The organism is Salipaludibacillus keqinensis (assembly GCF_003226325.1).
In the GTDB taxonomy this organism is placed as follows: Bacteria; Bacillota; Bacilli; order Bacillales; family Salisediminibacteriaceae; genus Salipaludibacillus; species Salipaludibacillus keqinensis.
Genome location: NZ_PDOD01000001.1, coordinates 402,270 through 417,843 on the forward strand (window position 1 = coordinate 402,270; position 15,574 = coordinate 417,843).

General features: G+C 38.8%; 19 protein-coding genes. 18 read left to right on the forward strand and 1 reads right to left on the reverse strand.

Features of this window, described 5'->3' with window-relative positions; translation table 11 throughout:
* Positions 1-5: 5 nt before the first annotated feature.
* The 14 genes from spoIIIAD to CR194_RS02165 all read left to right on the forward strand — a co-directional run bounded on the left by spoIIIAD (position 6) and on the right by CR194_RS02165 (position 10,697).
* Complete coding sequence (spoIIIAD, locus tag CR194_RS02100) at positions 6-413, forward strand: stage III sporulation protein AD (protein WP_110607980.1); 408 nt, start codon at positions 6-8, stop codon at positions 411-413.
* Positions 407-1,591 carry a stage III sporulation protein AE gene (spoIIIAE, locus tag CR194_RS02105; protein ID WP_146035900.1) on the forward strand — a complete coding sequence of 395 codons (1,185 nt, stop codon included), beginning with the start codon at positions 407-409 and terminating at the stop codon, positions 1,589-1,591. The genes spoIIIAD and spoIIIAE overlap by 7 nt, the downstream gene beginning before the upstream one ends.
* A gap of 24 nt (positions 1,592-1,615) precedes the next feature.
* Positions 1,616-2,260: a stage III sporulation protein AF gene (gene spoIIIAF / locus CR194_RS02110; RefSeq protein WP_158282147.1), complete on the forward strand. Its 645-nt coding sequence runs from the start codon at positions 1,616-1,618 to the stop codon at positions 2,258-2,260.
* Positions 2,253-2,915: a stage III sporulation protein AG gene (spoIIIAG, locus tag CR194_RS02115; protein ID WP_233254195.1), complete on the forward strand. Its 663-nt coding sequence runs from the start codon at positions 2,253-2,255 to the stop codon at positions 2,913-2,915. Before spoIIIAF ends, spoIIIAG begins: the two co-directional genes overlap by 8 nt.
* The gene (locus CR194_RS02120) at positions 2,912-3,511 is read left to right on the forward strand and encodes a SpoIIIAH-like family protein (protein ID WP_110607983.1); all 600 of its coding nucleotides are present in this window, start codon (positions 2,912-2,914) and stop codon (positions 3,509-3,511) included. The genes spoIIIAG and CR194_RS02120 overlap by 4 nt, the downstream gene beginning before the upstream one ends.
* A 270-nt stretch (positions 3,512-3,781) precedes the next feature.
* The gene (locus CR194_RS02125) at positions 3,782-4,105 is read left to right on the forward strand and encodes a hypothetical protein (protein ID WP_110607984.1); all 324 of its coding nucleotides are present in this window, start codon (positions 3,782-3,784) and stop codon (positions 4,103-4,105) included.
* 266 nt (positions 4,106-4,371) lie between these two features.
* The gene (gene accB, locus CR194_RS02130; protein ID WP_110607985.1) at positions 4,372-4,884 is read left to right on the forward strand and encodes an acetyl-CoA carboxylase biotin carboxyl carrier protein; all 513 of its coding nucleotides are present in this window, start codon (positions 4,372-4,374) and stop codon (positions 4,882-4,884) included.
* A 12-nt stretch (positions 4,885-4,896) separates the two neighbouring features.
* Positions 4,897-6,255: an acetyl-CoA carboxylase biotin carboxylase subunit gene (accC, locus tag CR194_RS02135; protein ID WP_110607986.1), complete on the forward strand. Its 1,359-nt coding sequence runs from the start codon at positions 4,897-4,899 to the stop codon at positions 6,253-6,255.
* A gap of 22 nt (positions 6,256-6,277) precedes the next feature.
* Positions 6,278-6,694: an Asp23/Gls24 family envelope stress response protein gene (locus CR194_RS02140; RefSeq protein WP_110607987.1), complete on the forward strand. Its 417-nt coding sequence runs from the start codon at positions 6,278-6,280 to the stop codon at positions 6,692-6,694.
* A gap of 192 nt (positions 6,695-6,886) precedes the next feature.
* Positions 6,887-7,285: a transcription antitermination factor NusB gene (gene nusB / locus CR194_RS02145; RefSeq protein ID WP_110607988.1), complete on the forward strand. Its 399-nt coding sequence runs from the start codon at positions 6,887-6,889 to the stop codon at positions 7,283-7,285.
* A gap of 49 nt (positions 7,286-7,334) precedes the next feature.
* Entirely contained in the window at positions 7,335-8,189 is an 855-nt protein-coding gene (folD, locus tag CR194_RS02150) for a bifunctional methylenetetrahydrofolate dehydrogenase/methenyltetrahydrofolate cyclohydrolase FolD (RefSeq protein WP_110607989.1), read from the forward strand.
* Between the two features lie 12 nt (positions 8,190-8,201).
* On the forward strand, positions 8,202-9,548 hold the full coding sequence (gene xseA / locus CR194_RS02155) for an exodeoxyribonuclease VII large subunit (RefSeq protein WP_110607990.1): 1,347 nt from the start codon (positions 8,202-8,204) through the stop codon (positions 9,546-9,548).
* A 13-nt stretch (positions 9,549-9,561) separates the two neighbouring features.
* Entirely contained in the window at positions 9,562-9,804 is a 243-nt protein-coding gene (locus CR194_RS02160) for an exodeoxyribonuclease VII small subunit (RefSeq protein ID WP_110608948.1), read from the forward strand.
* A gap of 2 nt (positions 9,805-9,806) precedes the next feature.
* Complete coding sequence (locus CR194_RS02165) at positions 9,807-10,697, forward strand: polyprenyl synthetase family protein (protein ID WP_233254196.1); 891 nt, start codon at positions 9,807-9,809, stop codon at positions 10,695-10,697.
* A gap of 134 nt (positions 10,698-10,831) precedes the next feature.
* On the opposite strand, the gene CR194_RS02170 is transcribed toward CR194_RS02165, so the two are convergent.
* The gene (locus CR194_RS02170; RefSeq protein ID WP_110607991.1) at positions 10,832-11,041 is read right to left on the reverse strand and encodes a hypothetical protein; all 210 of its coding nucleotides are present in this window, start codon (positions 11,039-11,041) and stop codon (positions 10,832-10,834) included.
* A 522-nt stretch (positions 11,042-11,563) separates the two neighbouring features.
* Here CR194_RS02170 and CR194_RS02175 point away from each other — a divergent pair.
* The 4 genes from CR194_RS02175 to ahrC all read left to right on the forward strand — a co-directional run bounded on the left by CR194_RS02175 (position 11,564) and on the right by ahrC (position 15,533).
* On the forward strand, positions 11,564-12,178 hold the full coding sequence (locus CR194_RS02175) for a hypothetical protein (RefSeq protein WP_110607992.1): 615 nt from the start codon (positions 11,564-11,566) through the stop codon (positions 12,176-12,178).
* A 9-nt stretch (positions 12,179-12,187) separates the two neighbouring features.
* Positions 12,188-14,077: a 1-deoxy-D-xylulose-5-phosphate synthase gene (gene dxs / locus CR194_RS02180; RefSeq protein ID WP_110607993.1), complete on the forward strand. Its 1,890-nt coding sequence runs from the start codon at positions 12,188-12,190 to the stop codon at positions 14,075-14,077.
* A 3-nt stretch (positions 14,078-14,080) separates the two neighbouring features.
* Positions 14,081-14,884 carry a TlyA family RNA methyltransferase gene (locus CR194_RS02185; protein WP_110607994.1) on the forward strand — a complete coding sequence of 268 codons (804 nt, stop codon included), beginning with the start codon at positions 14,081-14,083 and terminating at the stop codon, positions 14,882-14,884.
* A gap of 199 nt (positions 14,885-15,083) precedes the next feature.
* Complete coding sequence (gene ahrC, locus CR194_RS02190) at positions 15,084-15,533, forward strand: transcriptional regulator AhrC/ArgR (protein ID WP_110607995.1); 450 nt, start codon at positions 15,084-15,086, stop codon at positions 15,531-15,533.
* Positions 15,534-15,574 lie beyond the last annotated feature (41 nt).

Genomic DNA, 15,574 nt, shown 5'->3' on the forward strand with positions numbered 1-15,574 from the left:
GTCGCATGGAAATCATTCAAATTGTCGGTTTAGGAATGATTGCCACCTTCCTGGCATTAGTAGTAAAAGAGCATAAACCTATTTTTGCTTTTTTATTGACGGTCTTTACTGGTGTCATCATATTTTTGTTTCTGATAGACAAAATCGCGATCATGATCGAAATGATTGAAGAGCTAGCGATCAACGCAAATGTCAATCTGATTTATGTTCAGACAATTTTTAAAATTATTGGAATTGCGTACATTGCTGAGTTCGGTGCGCAAATAGCTCGTGATGCTGGTCAAGGGGCCATCGCAACAAAAATTGAATTGGCAGGTAAAGTATTAATTATGATCATGGCGATCCCTATCATTTCTGTTATTATCGAAACGATCTTAACGTTGATTCCAGCTGCGATGGGAGATCTATCATGAAAAAGTTCATTGTTATTTTTCTGTTTGCAATGTTCATGAGTTTAGATGGGACGAGCATCGTATGGGCAGAAGATCCACCTGTTGAGACTGAAGAAGAACTAATGAGTAGGCAGATAAACCAATTGAATATAGATGAAATCTCGCAATTCTGGGATCGAATCCGCCACGACTATGATGGATTTTTACCTGAAATGCAGAGAGATAATTTCATGGATTTATTGAAAAATGAACAAGAGTTCTCTTTCAAGAGTATCGGTTTAGGTTTCCTGAAATTTTTTTTTCATGAAATTTTCGCACAAGGAAAACTCCTTGGAACATTGATATTATTAACTGTTTTCAGCATGGTGTTGGTTCATCTTCAACAGGCATTTGAAAAACATCAAGTAAGTAAAGTAGCTTACGCAATTACGTATATGGTTTTGATTATTATTGCCTTGAATAGTTTCTACGTCGCCATGCAATTAGCTGAGTCGACGATCCAGATCATGAATCACTTTATGGTAGCGTTAGTACCGCTCCTGCTTGTATTGATGGCTTCCGTTGGAAGTTTGACATCTGTAGCTCTTTTTCATCCAATGGTCATGTTTATCGTACATACGAGCGGACTATTTGTTCAATATTTTATCCTTCCTCTCTTACTATTGTCCACGTTGCTATCTATTGTAAGTACGATGACAGAACATTACAAAGTATCGAAATTAGCTAGTTTATTGAGGAATATAGCTGTTGGTAGTCTCGGGGTGTTTCTAACTGTTTTCTTAGGAGTTCTATCTGTTCAAGGTGCAACAGCCGCTGTTGCGGATGGTATAGCTATTAAAACTGCTAAATTTGTAACAGGTAATTTCATTCCTGTTGTTGGAAGAATGTTCACTGATGCGGCTGATACTGTCATGGGTGCTTCATTGTTGTTAAAAAACACAATTGGCGTGCTCGGACTGTTCATTTTACTTCTTATATGCACATTCCCAGCTTTGAAAGTGTTGGCAATTTCGGTCATTTACTCTTTTGCTTCCGCTGTTCTTCAACCACTAGGCGGCGGACCGATTATTGAGTGTTTATCTATTATTGGTAAAAACATTTTGTTTATATTTGCTGCGTTAGCAGCAGTATCACTCATGTTTTTTCTATCAATAACGATTATTGTAATCTCAGGTAATTTATCTCTCATGCTTAGATAAGCAGACCAAGAGGAGTGAATGATAGTGGGAATCGTAAGCAGTTGGATAACAAACATTATTTTACTTATTTTATTCGCAACGATTCTTGAACTCATTCTCCCCAATTCGTCTACCCACCGGTATGTCAAACTTGTTGTAGGCCTTATGCTTTTAGTTGCGATGCTTCAACCAGTTTTATCGATTTTCCAGGAAGATCCAGAGGAGTTATTAAAACAAATGGATTCCTGGGGCGGAGATTCGTATGAAACTGAGATGAATATAAATGAACTTGAAAAAACAGATATAGAATCGGAATCCCTTGCATATATTTCTGAACAAGTGGCTGTCCAACTAAGAGGAAAAGCTCAAACTGTTCTTATCAATGAATTTGAAAAAGAAATAACAGACTTAACTGTGTCTTTTCTCTCGCTTCATGAACAAGACGACCTTGATAATTTAGATAGCATTGAGGTAATCATTTCTGACGCTTCTTTGCAGAGAAATGAGACAGATCCACCTGAGGAAGAAATTCACATCGAGCCTATCGTTATAGAGACAAATACAACGCCTGGTAGCCAGGAGGAGAATACGGAGGGTAATAGTCTTATGAGAAGTCGCTTATCAGAACTATGGGAAGTACCTGAAGAAGTGATATTTATAAGAGAAGAAGGAGGGGGGACAAGTGAATAATGAGCGGAAATACCAGTCGTTGTTTCACTCCTTTTCATTAAAAAGCAAAGGGAAAAAGGTTAGATTGAGCTATATTCTTATATTGGTAGTAGTTGGAGTGAGTCTAATGCTGATAGGAAATATTCTGAAAGAAGATGAAATTCCTGAACCGGCTATGACTTTAACAACGGAGGAAAAGGAGGATGAAGAGGAAGCAACCGTGTTCAAATCAGAAACAAAGGAAAAGGAAACAGAGTTAACAGATAACTATGAATACTATTATGAAACGCAATTAAAACAAGCGTTAGAGCAAATGGTGGGGGTTTCAAATGTGACAGTCATGGTGAATGTAGCAGGGACCGAAAAGAACATATATGAAAAAAATGTACAGATGAAAGAGCAGCAAACGGAAGAAACGGACCGTGAAGGAGGTACTCGCAACGTTTCGGATACGTCGAAAGATGAGCAAGTGGTTATTATAAGAAGTGGAGAAAAAGAAGAGCCGTTAGTTATTCATTCTCAAAAACCGGATATTAGTGGGGTGTTGGTTGTTGCTAACGGGGTGGACAATATTCAAGTGAAAACTTGGGTTGTTGAAGCTGTAAGCCGTGTATTAGATATTCCAACTCACCGTGTTTCAGTTATGCCAAGAAAATTAAAGGAGGATGCATCATGATTTTAAAAAGACAAACTGTTTGGTTGTTAACAATGCTGAGTTTAATTGTAGTACTTTCCGTTTATTACATGACGATGGATCGGTTCCAAGATCAGCAAACAGCTGGTTCTGATATGGGTGAGGAGGCATCATTAGACGAGGATGTAGAATTTGAATGGATTGAGGGAGAAGATATTACATTTGTCGAGCTTGAAAATGTAGAAGAAGTATTAGGAGATGTAGCCTTTTCATCACAAGTAGATGCCGAAGAAATGTTTGAAACGATTCGTTTACAAAGGCAAGATGCCCGCGGAAGATTAAATGAAGAATACAAGAGCGTCATAGCTTCTACGGAAACAGATCCCGAAATTCAAGTTGACGCTTTAGAAAAAATCGAATCTCTTCAAGTTGTTTCCCAAAAAGAGGAGATGATTGAAACTATCATTCGTTCTAAAGGATATGAAGACGCTCTAGTGATGTCAGATAATAATCAAGTGAATATCTATGTGAAAGCAAGTGATTTAACGAAAGAACAAGCCGTGGAGCTGAACCAACTAGCATATGAACATTTAGGAATTGAAAATATTCGAGTTGGTTATCAAGCCGGTACAGAATAAAGGAAGGGGCCATAGGCCTCTTTTTTGTTTTCTATGATAGACAGTAATTGAGGTGATTACGTCAGATCTGGAGGATCTTTTGTCATTAACATATAATAATTATTTAAAGTTTTTACATACATCTTCCCCAATTTATGAGAAAACGAGTTATACTCAATATAAAACGATTGTAAACAATGATTTTTATATTGTTTGGTGGTATAATACCCTATTGGAAAAGCTTTTTTCACATTAGAAGCACTATATGTTTCATTAAGGGAGCGATAATCAATGGAATGGTCAGAATTAACAGAAGGCGCGAAAGCCGTTTTAGAACAGACGAGAAATATTAAAAATGATAAAATCCAGATTGTGGAGTTTGAAGTCGGCTTTGAACAAACGGCTGAAGAAGCAGGAGAAGGTGAGCCTGTATCAATCCAAGAAGAGGACTATACTAGCCTGAAGAAATTCACTGAAGAAAATGAATACGACGAAAAGTATCACATGGCCCGGAATAAAAACGTAGTAAAAATTATCTTGTTAGATAAAGGTAAAATTCCTGACAACTTGTCAGAGTTTCCAGTGTTTAGAGAATATAAAAATAAAGAAGAATAAAATTCGCAGCCTTCCTTATACGAGTCCGACTCTTTGGGAAGGCTTTTATCATAATATCGAGAAAAATTCTCCTTTTTCCTTTAAAAAAAGGTTTCTATTTGAGCTAATATAAGGTAGCATATTTTTAGGACTACGTCATAAAATGTGCTTAAAATTAGTAATCTCTCTTAATCCTTTTTTTCAGAATAGGTAAGTGAAAAGAAGTATATCGGTTCTGAACATATGGATGAATAATCTATGATGAAACTATGAATGGAGTGACGGGTATGTTGAAAATTCAAGAAATTCGTGAACTAATCAAATTAATCGATGAATCAAGTATTGATGAATTCAAGTTCGAACAAAATGGATCAAAAGTAACAATGAAAAAACAATCTGATCAGTCAACTACAAAAGTTGATACAGCTGAAAAAACGACTCATTCGGTGCAAGGCACTTCAGAACCGGCATTTTCTCAACCGGCAGAAGAAAAAAATGAGACTGAACAAGTGAAAAATGTATCGAACCTAGAGCAAAAAATAGATAAAAGAGATGAAGATTTACATACAATAACTTCACCAATGGTTGGAACATATTACGAATCTCCATCCCCAGACTCTCCACCTTATGTGAAAAAAGGTGATGAAGTGAAGCAAGATAGTGTCGTTTGCATCGTCGAAGCGATGAAGCTTATGAATGAGATTGAAGCTGAGATCAAAGGTGAAGTAGTTGAAGTCCTTGTTGAAAATGGACAGCTAGTAGAATATGGTCAGGAACTTTTCTTAGTGAAGCCAGAGTAGGAGATGACGTCAATGTTAAAAAAAGTTCTTGTTGCAAACAGAGGTGAAATTGCCGTTCGAATTATTCGGGCATGTAAAGAATTAAACATTGAAACTGTAGCGATATACTCCGAGGCAGATTCTGATGCCTTACATGTACGTTTGGCAGATGAAGCTTATTGTATTGGGCCGGTTTCATCCCGTGAAAGCTATTTAAATTTCACAAATATTATGAGCGTAGCTACATTAACAGAAGTTGACGGTATCCATCCTGGATATGGTTTCTTAGCTGAAAATGCTGACTTTGCAGAAATATGTGATGCTTGTAATATTGCATTTATTGGACCTAGTCCATGGGCAATCAGTCAAATGGGAACAAAAGATGTGGCCCGTACCACCATGGAAAAGGCAGGCGTGCCTGTTGTTCCAGGTTCTAAAGGAGTTATTGAGACAGTGGAAGAAGGGGTAGAGATTGCTGAAGGAATAGGATACCCTGTCATTATCAAAGCTACTGCTGGTGGTGGAGGTAAAGGAATTCGCGTGGCTCATAGTGAAAGTGAACTTCGAAAAGGAATTTCGATTACACAAAAAGAAGCTCAAGCTAACTTTGGAAACCCAGGTGTATATTTAGAAAAATACATTGAAGATTTCCGCCACGTAGAAATTCAAGTTCTTGCAGATAACTATGGAAATGTAATACATCTCGGGGAAAGAGACTGTACAATTCAGCGGAGGTTGCAAAAATTAGTAGAGGAATCCCCTTCTCCTGCCTTAGACAGTTCCATTAGAGAAGAAATGGGCCAAGCAGCTGTTAAAGCAGCAGAAGCAGTAGATTATACTGGTGCAGGAACCATTGAATTTATTTATGACCACAATCAAAAAAAGTTTTACTTTATGGAAATGAATACGAGGATCCAAGTGGAACATCCAGTCACTGAGATGGTAACAGGTATTGACTTAATAAAAGAACAACTTTTAGTTGCTTCAGGGGAAAAGCTTACTTATACTCAAGATGAAGTCACCTTTACTGGATGGGCAATTGAATGTCGGATTAATGCTGAAAATCCTGATAAGAATTTCATGCCATCTCCAGGGAAAATTGAGATGTACTTGCCTCCTGGAGGATACGGAGTTCGTATCGATAGTGCAGCCTTTCCAGGTTACACGATTACACCTTATTACGACTCCATGATTGCAAAAGTCATTACGTACGGCAAAGACCGAGAAGAAGCGATGGCCAAAATGAAACGGGCTCTAGATGAATTTGTGATTGAAGGCGTTCATACTACTATTCCATTTCATTTAAGGTTATTTAACCATGAGGTATTTGTAGGTGGCGATTTTAATACGAAATTTTTAGAAACGTATTCGTTACTTCCTGAACAGGATTAAATTGAATCAAAGGAGGAAGAACATGTCAGAAAATAACTCCGTCCAAATGTTTGAAGATCATAGTCAATTTGGGAAAGTCGAAATATCCCCTGAGGTGATCGAGATTATCGCTGGGATCGCTGCATCTGAAATCGATGGTGTAGGAATGCTTAGAGGAAATTTTGCGTCTGGAGTAGCAGAACGTTTAGGCCGAAAGAGTTCTCATGGAAAAGGTGTCAAAGTAGATCTAGGAGATAACGGCCTGAAAATTGAAGTGTATGTGATTACGAATTATGGCGTAGCTATCCCGGAGGTATGTAAGAAAATTCAAGAAAACATCGTGCAAACGTTGAAAAACATGACAGCTATTCATGTATTGTCAGTTGATGTTCATGTAGTAGGGGTTCATTTTGAAGAGAAAAATGAATCAGACTCTACAAAAAAAGATCAAGAAGTCTAAGCCAAAGAATTTCTTTGGCTTTTTTTTAGCAGATATGAAAGTATATTCAGTAGGAAAGATATGCTATCATTTATAGGGAGAGTTTAAAAGATGGAGGAACAAAAGGCTTTCAAATTAGAAAGAACTTGAGATTTCACAACTTTCCTTAATTAAGATAAATTTTTTGCCAGTACAAAATAAGGAGATTTAATCATGAACCGCAGATTAGCAAGAATTAAAACTGTACAAGCATTATATCAAATTGAAATGACTGAAGTTGAACCTATTGAGGCGATCCGTTCAGTTTTGGAAGAAGGGGAAGTGATCGATTCCTTTTTGGAATTGTTGGTAAACGGAACGCTAGACCATATAAACGAAATTGACTCACTGATCGAAGCGGTCCTTGAACATTGGTCTTTGGCACGAATTTCAAGAGTAGACCGAGCAATTTTACGCATGGCCGTATATGAGATGAAGTACGTTAAAGATATTCCCGTCACGGTCAGTATTAATGAAGCCATTGATTTGGCAAAAGGTTTTACTGGCGAAGAAGAACCTGGTAAGTTTGCGAACGGCGTCCTATCAAAGTTGGCTAAGAAAATAGATCATTAATCTGTGTTCTTTTAAGTAATTACGAGAAGATTTCAAGGGGGATTTTTTTATGTCAGCGATAGTCATTTCTGGAAAAGAGCTCGCTAAAGAAAAAAGATTAAAGATGAAACAACAGGTGGATATCCTCAAACAAAAAGGAGTGACACCTGGTCTTGCAGTCATTCTTGTGGGGGAGGATCCAGCTTCTCAATCGTATGTACGAGCAAAGAAAAGAGCTTGTGAAGAAACGGGTATCCATTCAGATTTAGACGAAGTACCCTCATCCATATCCGAAAAAGAGCTGCTTGATAAGATCATCAAGTTAAATAAATCGGATCATATTCATGGAATCCTTGTTCAGTTACCTTTGCCTGAGCATATTTCTGAAAAAAAAGTCATCGAAACAATTGATCCAGACAAAGACGTGGACGGCTTCCACCCAATTAATATTGGCAGGATGATGACTGGTCAAGAGGCTTTTTTACCTTGTACACCATTTGGAATTGTTGAAATGATTAAATCAAAAAACATAGATATAGAAGGAAAACATGTGGTGATTGTAGGTAGAAGTAACATTGTCGGTAAACCAGTGGGACAACTTTTGTTAAATGAGAACGCGACAGTGACTTATTGTCATTCAAGAACAAAAAACATGGCTGAATACACAAGATCGGCGGATATTCTTGTCGTTGCTGTTGGAAAACCTCATTTTATAGATGAAACTCATATTAAAGACGGGGCAGTTGTTATTGATGTAGGTGTAAACCGCAATGATGAAGGAAAGTTAATTGGCGATGTCGTTTACGATCGAGCAAAAGAAGTCGCATCGTATATTACACCAGTACCCGGAGGCGTGGGTCCGATGACAATAACAATGCTTTTACATAATACAGTGGTGTCAGCGGCCAAAAGAAGCAGAGAGTAAGGAGTTTATCCTATGAATCAACAGTTTCTAACAGTCAGCGACCTGACTAAGCAAATTAAACAGTTATTAGACCGAGATTCCCATTTGCAAAACGTATGGATGAGGGCGGAAATATCTAATTTTAAAAAGCATAGCCGGGGTCATATGTATTTTACACTCAAAGATCCAAAATCAAGAGTTCAGTCTGTCATGTTTGCTGGAAATAACCGTTCTTTAAAGTTTTTACCTGAAGACGGAATGAGAGTTCTTGTTAGAGGGGATATTTCCGTTTATGAACCATACGGAGCGTATCAATTCTACGTGAAAGAAATGCAACCTGACGGGATTGGGAATTTATACTTAGCTTTCGAAAACCTTAAAAAGAAGCTTGAAATCGCCGGCTATTTCTCCCAAGACAGAAAAAAACAAATTCCAGTCATGCCTCAACAAATTGCGGTTATTACTTCTCCAACAGGTGCGGCAGTGCGTGATATTATCACGACGATCACACGGCGATATCCTTTAGCGAAAGTCACACTCTTGCCAGTGTTAGTCCAAGGACCAGATGCCCCTCACTCCATTTCGAGAGCGATCAAACAAGCAAATGAGGCTAATAGGTTTGATGTTATTATCTCAGGCAGGGGTGGAGGCTCTTTGGAAGAGTTATGGGCTTTTAATGAAGAAATCGTCGCAGAAGCGATTTTTCGATCAGAGGTGCCAATCATTTCGGCTGTTGGACATGAAACAGATGTGACAATTAGCGACTTTATTGCTGATCTTAGAGCACCAACTCCAACGGCAGCTGCAGAACTAGCTGTTCCAAATACTGCAGACTTGTTAACTGCTGTTTATGAGAGGAAAGCTCGTCTTACAAGGGCGACAGAGACAAAATTAGCCCAAGAGCAAGAACGATTAGCTTTTTTAGTAAAGTCCTATGCTTTCAGATACCCAAAGCAACTTGTAGAACAAAAAGAGCAGGATCTAGATCGTCTGCATGAACGTCTTTTAAAAGAGACAGCACGTTTGGTTGACAGGAAAAAAGATCATTTGCATACAATGAAACAAAGATTACATAGCCTGCACCCTAAAGAGAGAATAAGCCAAGAAGCGACGCGGTCAAATCAAAATGAAATGGCGTTAAAAAGAGCGATGACTCAGTTAGTGAAAGATCAGCGGCACCACCTATCATTGCAAATGTCCAAATTGGACCTGTTAAGCCCATTAAAAATGATGGATCGTGGTTATAGTCTTGTCTATGATAAAGATAACAATTTGATAAAGCAAACCCATCAGGCGCCCGTTCAATCAATGATTTCCGTACAATTGCAAAATGGGCAGCTTCATTGTGAAGTGAAAGAACATGTTGAGAGATCAGAATAATCATGATGGAGGAATGGAAATGACTAAAGAAAATCAATCAGAAACATTTGAAGAATCCATGAAAAGTTTAGAAACACTTGTAGAGAAGTTAGAACAAGGGGATGTTCCTTTAGAAGAAGCAATATCCATGTTTCAAGAAGGTATGAAGCTTTCAAAAGAATGCCAGGATCGATTACAAAAAGTAGAAAAGCAGATGACGGAAGTTCTATCTGAAGATGGAGAGATTAGTTCTTTCCAGGTCGAAGAGGAGCAGTAATAGTGGATGTCCAGCCGACATTAAATGAATTTATCAATGAGCAGAAACATAAACTTGATGACTTGCTTCCATCACGTATTAAGCAAATGTATGCCCCGGATACATTAAAAGAAGCGATGATCTATTCTTTAGAAGCAGGTGGAAAGAGAATACGTCCTATCCTCCTTTTAGCTACGCTAAAAGGTTTTAGCAAGCCGCTTACATTAGGGTATGATGTGGCCTGTGCTTTGGAAATGATTCATACTTATTCACTCATACACGATGATCTACCAGCGATGGATGACGATGACCTTCGTCGAGGAAAGCCTACAAATCATAAAGTCTATGGAGAAGCACTTGCTATCTTAGCTGGAGACGGATTGTTAACCCATAGCTTCCAGGTAATTGCTTCATTGAATTATTTATCAGCAGAAGTAAAAGTAGCCTTGATTAGTAAAATAGCTGAAGCAGCAGGGCCTGAAGGAATGGTCGCAGGACAAGTAGAAGATATGGAAGCTGAAGGCAAACGCTTAGAAGTGGAACAATTACAGCATATTCATCATCGGAAAACTGGAGATTTACTGTCAGTGGCATTAGAGTGCGGTGCGATTTTATCCTCAGCATCTCCACAGGAAATCTGGGATCTTAGGTCCTTTGGTAAACATATTGGCATTGCGTTTCAAATAAAGGATGATCTTTTAGATGTAGAAGGAGATCAGGATCTTATAGGTAAACCAATCGGCAGCGATGTATCAAATGATAAAAATACCTATCCAAGAATTCTTGGATTAGATCAAGCAAAAGAAAAGTTAGATTTTCATCTAGAACAAGCGAAAGCCGACTTGAATAATGTAGAGATTGATCGAGAATTGCTGTTGTCCCTAGCAGACTACATCGGATCTAGAACAAATTAGTTAAGCTACTTTGAAAATAAGTAGACTTGCAAGATCAACAAATCTTTTTCTCCGACAATTCATGAGCTTCCTCTTGAGTAAAGAAATCTTATTTAAAGAATAAAGGCACTGTCATTTAGTAATTCATGGTGAAATTACAAGTCGTTGTATGTTGTCTGACGTATTTCATACATGGTATAATAGTCAAGGTGAGTGGTGCAGTATTCTAGTCGGTTCTCCATTTTCGAAAGCGGGCCTAAAAATCCGCTAAAGGGCACATCGATGAAGTTCCTAGTAATGGCTTGAGGCGCCCAGCCTTGGGTCGTTACTGGGAGTAAAGGTTGGGGGGCGATCCACAATGGCATGTGGGCGATGACCCTCCAGCCGCGGAGGCCCTTGCATGTGGTTCCGTTAACCAGCGGTTATTACGTGTAAGGGTATGAACCTGTTTTTGCAAATTTGGGAATTTGTGAGCAGCGTAGCCTGCCTTGAGTGGAGATAGAGGGGATTATGGATGCTAGGTTGTGAAAGCACTCTTCCATATGAAATCTTCTCTGCAAAAGAGGATAGAGAATGGATAGGAACTGTTGGGGAAAACCCCTAGACTGTTCCACAGGACATTTTAAGAGGATTATAGTGCGTTCTAAGTGGCAATCCAGTCTGACGTATGGTGACAGCGTCAAGGTGAGTTTAAAGGGAAACCGTCACAGCGGCGACGCTGAGGTACTCACTTGGGAAAACCTACTGGACCTAAGACGCAGTTTTTACTCTTTTAATGACCACTCGCCACTTACATATTAAATTTATAGTTTATGAGTAGAACAAGAAGTAGCACCTACGGAATGTATGTAGGTGCTACTATCTGTTTAAAAGAAGGTGATCAATAGATGAAGAACTCCATGAAAAAATCATTAAATTGGAGCATGATCGTGGCCGTGATCACTCTAGTTCTGGCCGCCATTTTTTCCATTGTATCAACGGCTATATTAAGCGGTGTTTCTTGGGGAATTGGCATGGTCATTGTCTTACTGATTGTGTTATTAGGGGTCATATCCGATACAATCGGTGTTGCTGCAACGGCCGCAAATGAAAAACCGTTTAATGCGATGGCTGCTGAGAAATTACCAGGCGCTAAACATGCCGTTTTAATAACCAGGAATGCAGACCGCTTTTCCAATTTTACTAACGACGTGATTGGAGACATTGCCGGTGTTATTAGTGGGACTGCATCTGCCTATGTCGTCTTGCAACTGGCAGTTCAAATGGGGTATTCTGAGGGGACAACGGTTCAATTTGCAATTTCTGTTCTATTTACAAGTATAGTTGCAGCACTCACCGTTGGTGGGAAATCTGTCGGAAAAACGGTGGCGATTCAGTATTCTACTGAGATCATTTACCATGTAGGTAGATTATTTTACTTATTAGAGGTAAAATTAAAAATAACCATATTCAAAGATAATAAACGTAAAAAGAAGAACAACAAGAATTTAAAAAGAAAGTGAGGGTTTTTCTTGGATTTGCAGAGCATAAAAGAACCTACGTTTTTAAAAGGATTCAGCAACAAAGATCTAGAAGACCTTGCTAAAGACATAAGAGAATTTCTAATTGAAAACTTATCCGTTACGGGAGGACATTTAGGTCCTAATTTAGGGGTAGTAGAGTTAACCCTTGTCCTACACCAGCTTTTTGAAAGCCCAAAAGATAAATTTTTATGGGATGTAGGTCATCAAGCTTATGTCCATAAAATTTTAACAGGTAGAGCAGATCAATTTGATCAACTTCGACAATATAAAGGATTATGTGGATTTCCGAAGCGTTCCGAAAGTAAACATGATGTTTGGGAAACAGGACATAGTTCTACCTCGTTATCTGCCGCGATGGGTATGGCCTTAGCTCGCGATATTAAAGGTGGAAGCAATTCAGTTATTCCTGTGATAGGTGATGGTGCACTTACGGGAGGAATGGCTTTGGAAGCGCTTAACCATATTGGCCATGAGCAAACGGATGTTATTGTTGTGTTAAACGACAATGAAATGTCGATTGCGCCGAATGTAGGGGCTCTTCATTCAATGCTCGGTCGAATGAGAACAGCAGGTAAATACCAAAAAGCAAAAGACGAACTGGAAATGCTTATTAAAAAGATTCCCGCTTTCGGAGGGAGATTGGCTGCAACCGCTGAGCGTGTTAAAGACAGCTTAAAGTATCTTCTAGTTTCAGGAATGTTCTTCGAGGAAATGGGCTTTACGTATTTAGGTCCTGTGGATGGTCATGATTTAGAAGATTTAAAAAAGAATATGAACTATGCAAAGAAGACGAAAGGCCCTGTACTTGTCCATGTTATTACGAAAAAAGGAAAGGGTTATGCTCCAGCCGAGAATGATGCTAAAGGCACTTGGCATGGATTAGGACCTTATAAGATTGAATCAGGTGAAGTTGTTAAAAAGCCAGGACCTCCTAGCTACAGCGGTGTATTTGCAGAGACGCTGAAACGAATTGCAAGGCAAGATGAACGGATCGTAGCGATAACAGCAGCGATGCCTGGTGGCACAGGACTTGACAAGTTTGCTAAAGAATTCCCTGACCGTATGTTTGATGTTGGTATTGCTGAACAACATGCGACAACGATGTCTGCAGGGTTAGCTACGCAAGGAATGAAACCTGTCTTTGCGGTATATTCGACCTTTTTGCAACGAGGGTATGACCAGCTGGTCCACGATGTTTGCAGGCAAAACCTAAATGTTTTTTTCGCGATTGACCGTGCAGGTTTAGTAGGTGCAGACGGTGAAACACACCAAGGAGTATTTGATATCTCTTACTTACGTCATTTACCAAACATGAAGATTCTTAATCCAAAAGATGAAAACGAACTTCAGCATATGATTTATACGGCAACATGTCATGATGATGGGCCGATTGCGGTTAGGTATCCTAGAGGCGGTGGGTACGGTATTAAAATGGACGAAGATTTGAAACAAATTCCCCTTGGAGAGTGGGACGTATTAAAGCAAGGATCTGATTTTACTATATTGACGTTTGGTACAATGATTCCTGTAGCTATGGAAGCTGCGGAAGAATTGGGAAAAAGAGGAATACATGTAGAAGTAGTGAACGCTAGATCAATTAAACCGTTAGATCAAGATAAATTAGTGGACTTGGCGGAAAATCAGCGGCCGATACTAACTTTAGAAGAAACAGCGCTGTTAGGTGGCTTCGGAAGCGCTGTTCTGGAATTCTTCCATGAGAATCACTATCATTCAGTGGTCATAGAAAGAATGGGAATTCCTGACCGTTATATTGAACATGGCAGTGTACCTGAATTGTTAGAGGAAATTGGGCTTACTTCCCAAAATGTGGCGGCGCAAGTGGAGCAAATCATACCTAGAAAGAGGAAACGAGCGTAAAGGATGAAAAAAGAACGCGTAGATATATTACTAGTTGAACAAGGGCTGATTGAAACAAGAGAAAAGGCCAAAAGGACCATTATGGCCGGGCTAGTTCTTGCAAATGGAGAACGGGTGGACAAGCCTGGGCAAAAAATTGCTGTAGATTCAGACTTATCTTTAAAGGGTCACATATCCCCTTACGTCAGCAGAGGTGGCTTGAAATTAAAGCGGGCAATCGATGTTTTCCAATTCGATTTACAAAATAAGATCGTATTAGATATCGGTTCGTCCACTGGAGGATTCACTGATTGTGCCCTTCAAGAAGGAGCGAAACTCGTTTATGCTCTAGATGTAGGATACAATCAATTAGCTTGGAAATTAAGGCAAGACGACAGAGTTGTGGTAATGGAAAGAGTGAATTTTAGGTATTGTTCAAAAGAAGACTTTACTCAGGGACAGCCTGATTTTGCAACGATTGATGTTTCATTTATTTCCTTAAAGTTAATTCTTCCAGTTTTAAAAACAATTTTAACTGAAGGTGGCAATGTTTCAGCCTTAATCAAACCGCAATTTGAAGCGGGACGAGAAGAAGTAGGAAAGAAAGGGATTATTAGGGACAAGAAAATTCATTTAAAAGTTGTAAAAACAATTATACAATTTAGTGAACAGTTAGGCTACACTGTTCATGGGCTTGCTCCCTCCCCAATCCGGGGTGGTGAAGGGAATATTGAATTTCTTCTTCATCTTCAAATAAAGCCTGAAGAATCCGCTCCTTATTCGTTAGAGGACATGATTAAAACGGTAGACCAAGCTCACCATCTATAACTACTTAAGAGACATTTCTAGAAAATGTCTCTTTTTTCTTTTTCATTTGTATAAAGTTAGGGAAAATGATGTTTGAAAGAGGTGTTGCCCTAGACATCTAATTGGCCTTAGCAACAGAATTTATTCATGAATTGTATAATTATAAGTCATCGTTTATAATATATAGAAGTTACTATTCGAGATTATTGGAGGAAATGACATGAATAAAGGCCAAAGACATATAAAAATAAGAGATATTATTGCAAATCAGGAAATTGAAACACAAGACGATTTAGTCGATCAGCTAAGAGGAGCAGGGTTTAATGTGACTCAAGCGACGGTTAGTCGGGACATCAAAGAATTACATTTAGTAAAAGTACCGATGATGGATGGTCGTTATAAATATAGCTTGCCATCAGATCAACGATTTAACCCACTTCAAAAGCTCAAAAGGGCTTTAATGGACAGTTTCGTTTCTATTGATCAAACGGGAAACATGATTGTTATGAAGACCTTCCCAGGTAATGCAAATGCCGTTGGAGCGTTGATAGATAATTTAGATTGGTCAGAGATTATGGGGAACATTTGTGGAGATGATACAATTCTTATTATTTGTCGGAGCGAAGAAGATACTAACACGATAAGTGAACGGTTTTTAAATATGCTATAACAATTGAGCTGAGTTGATAATGATCATAGGGGGTGCGACGT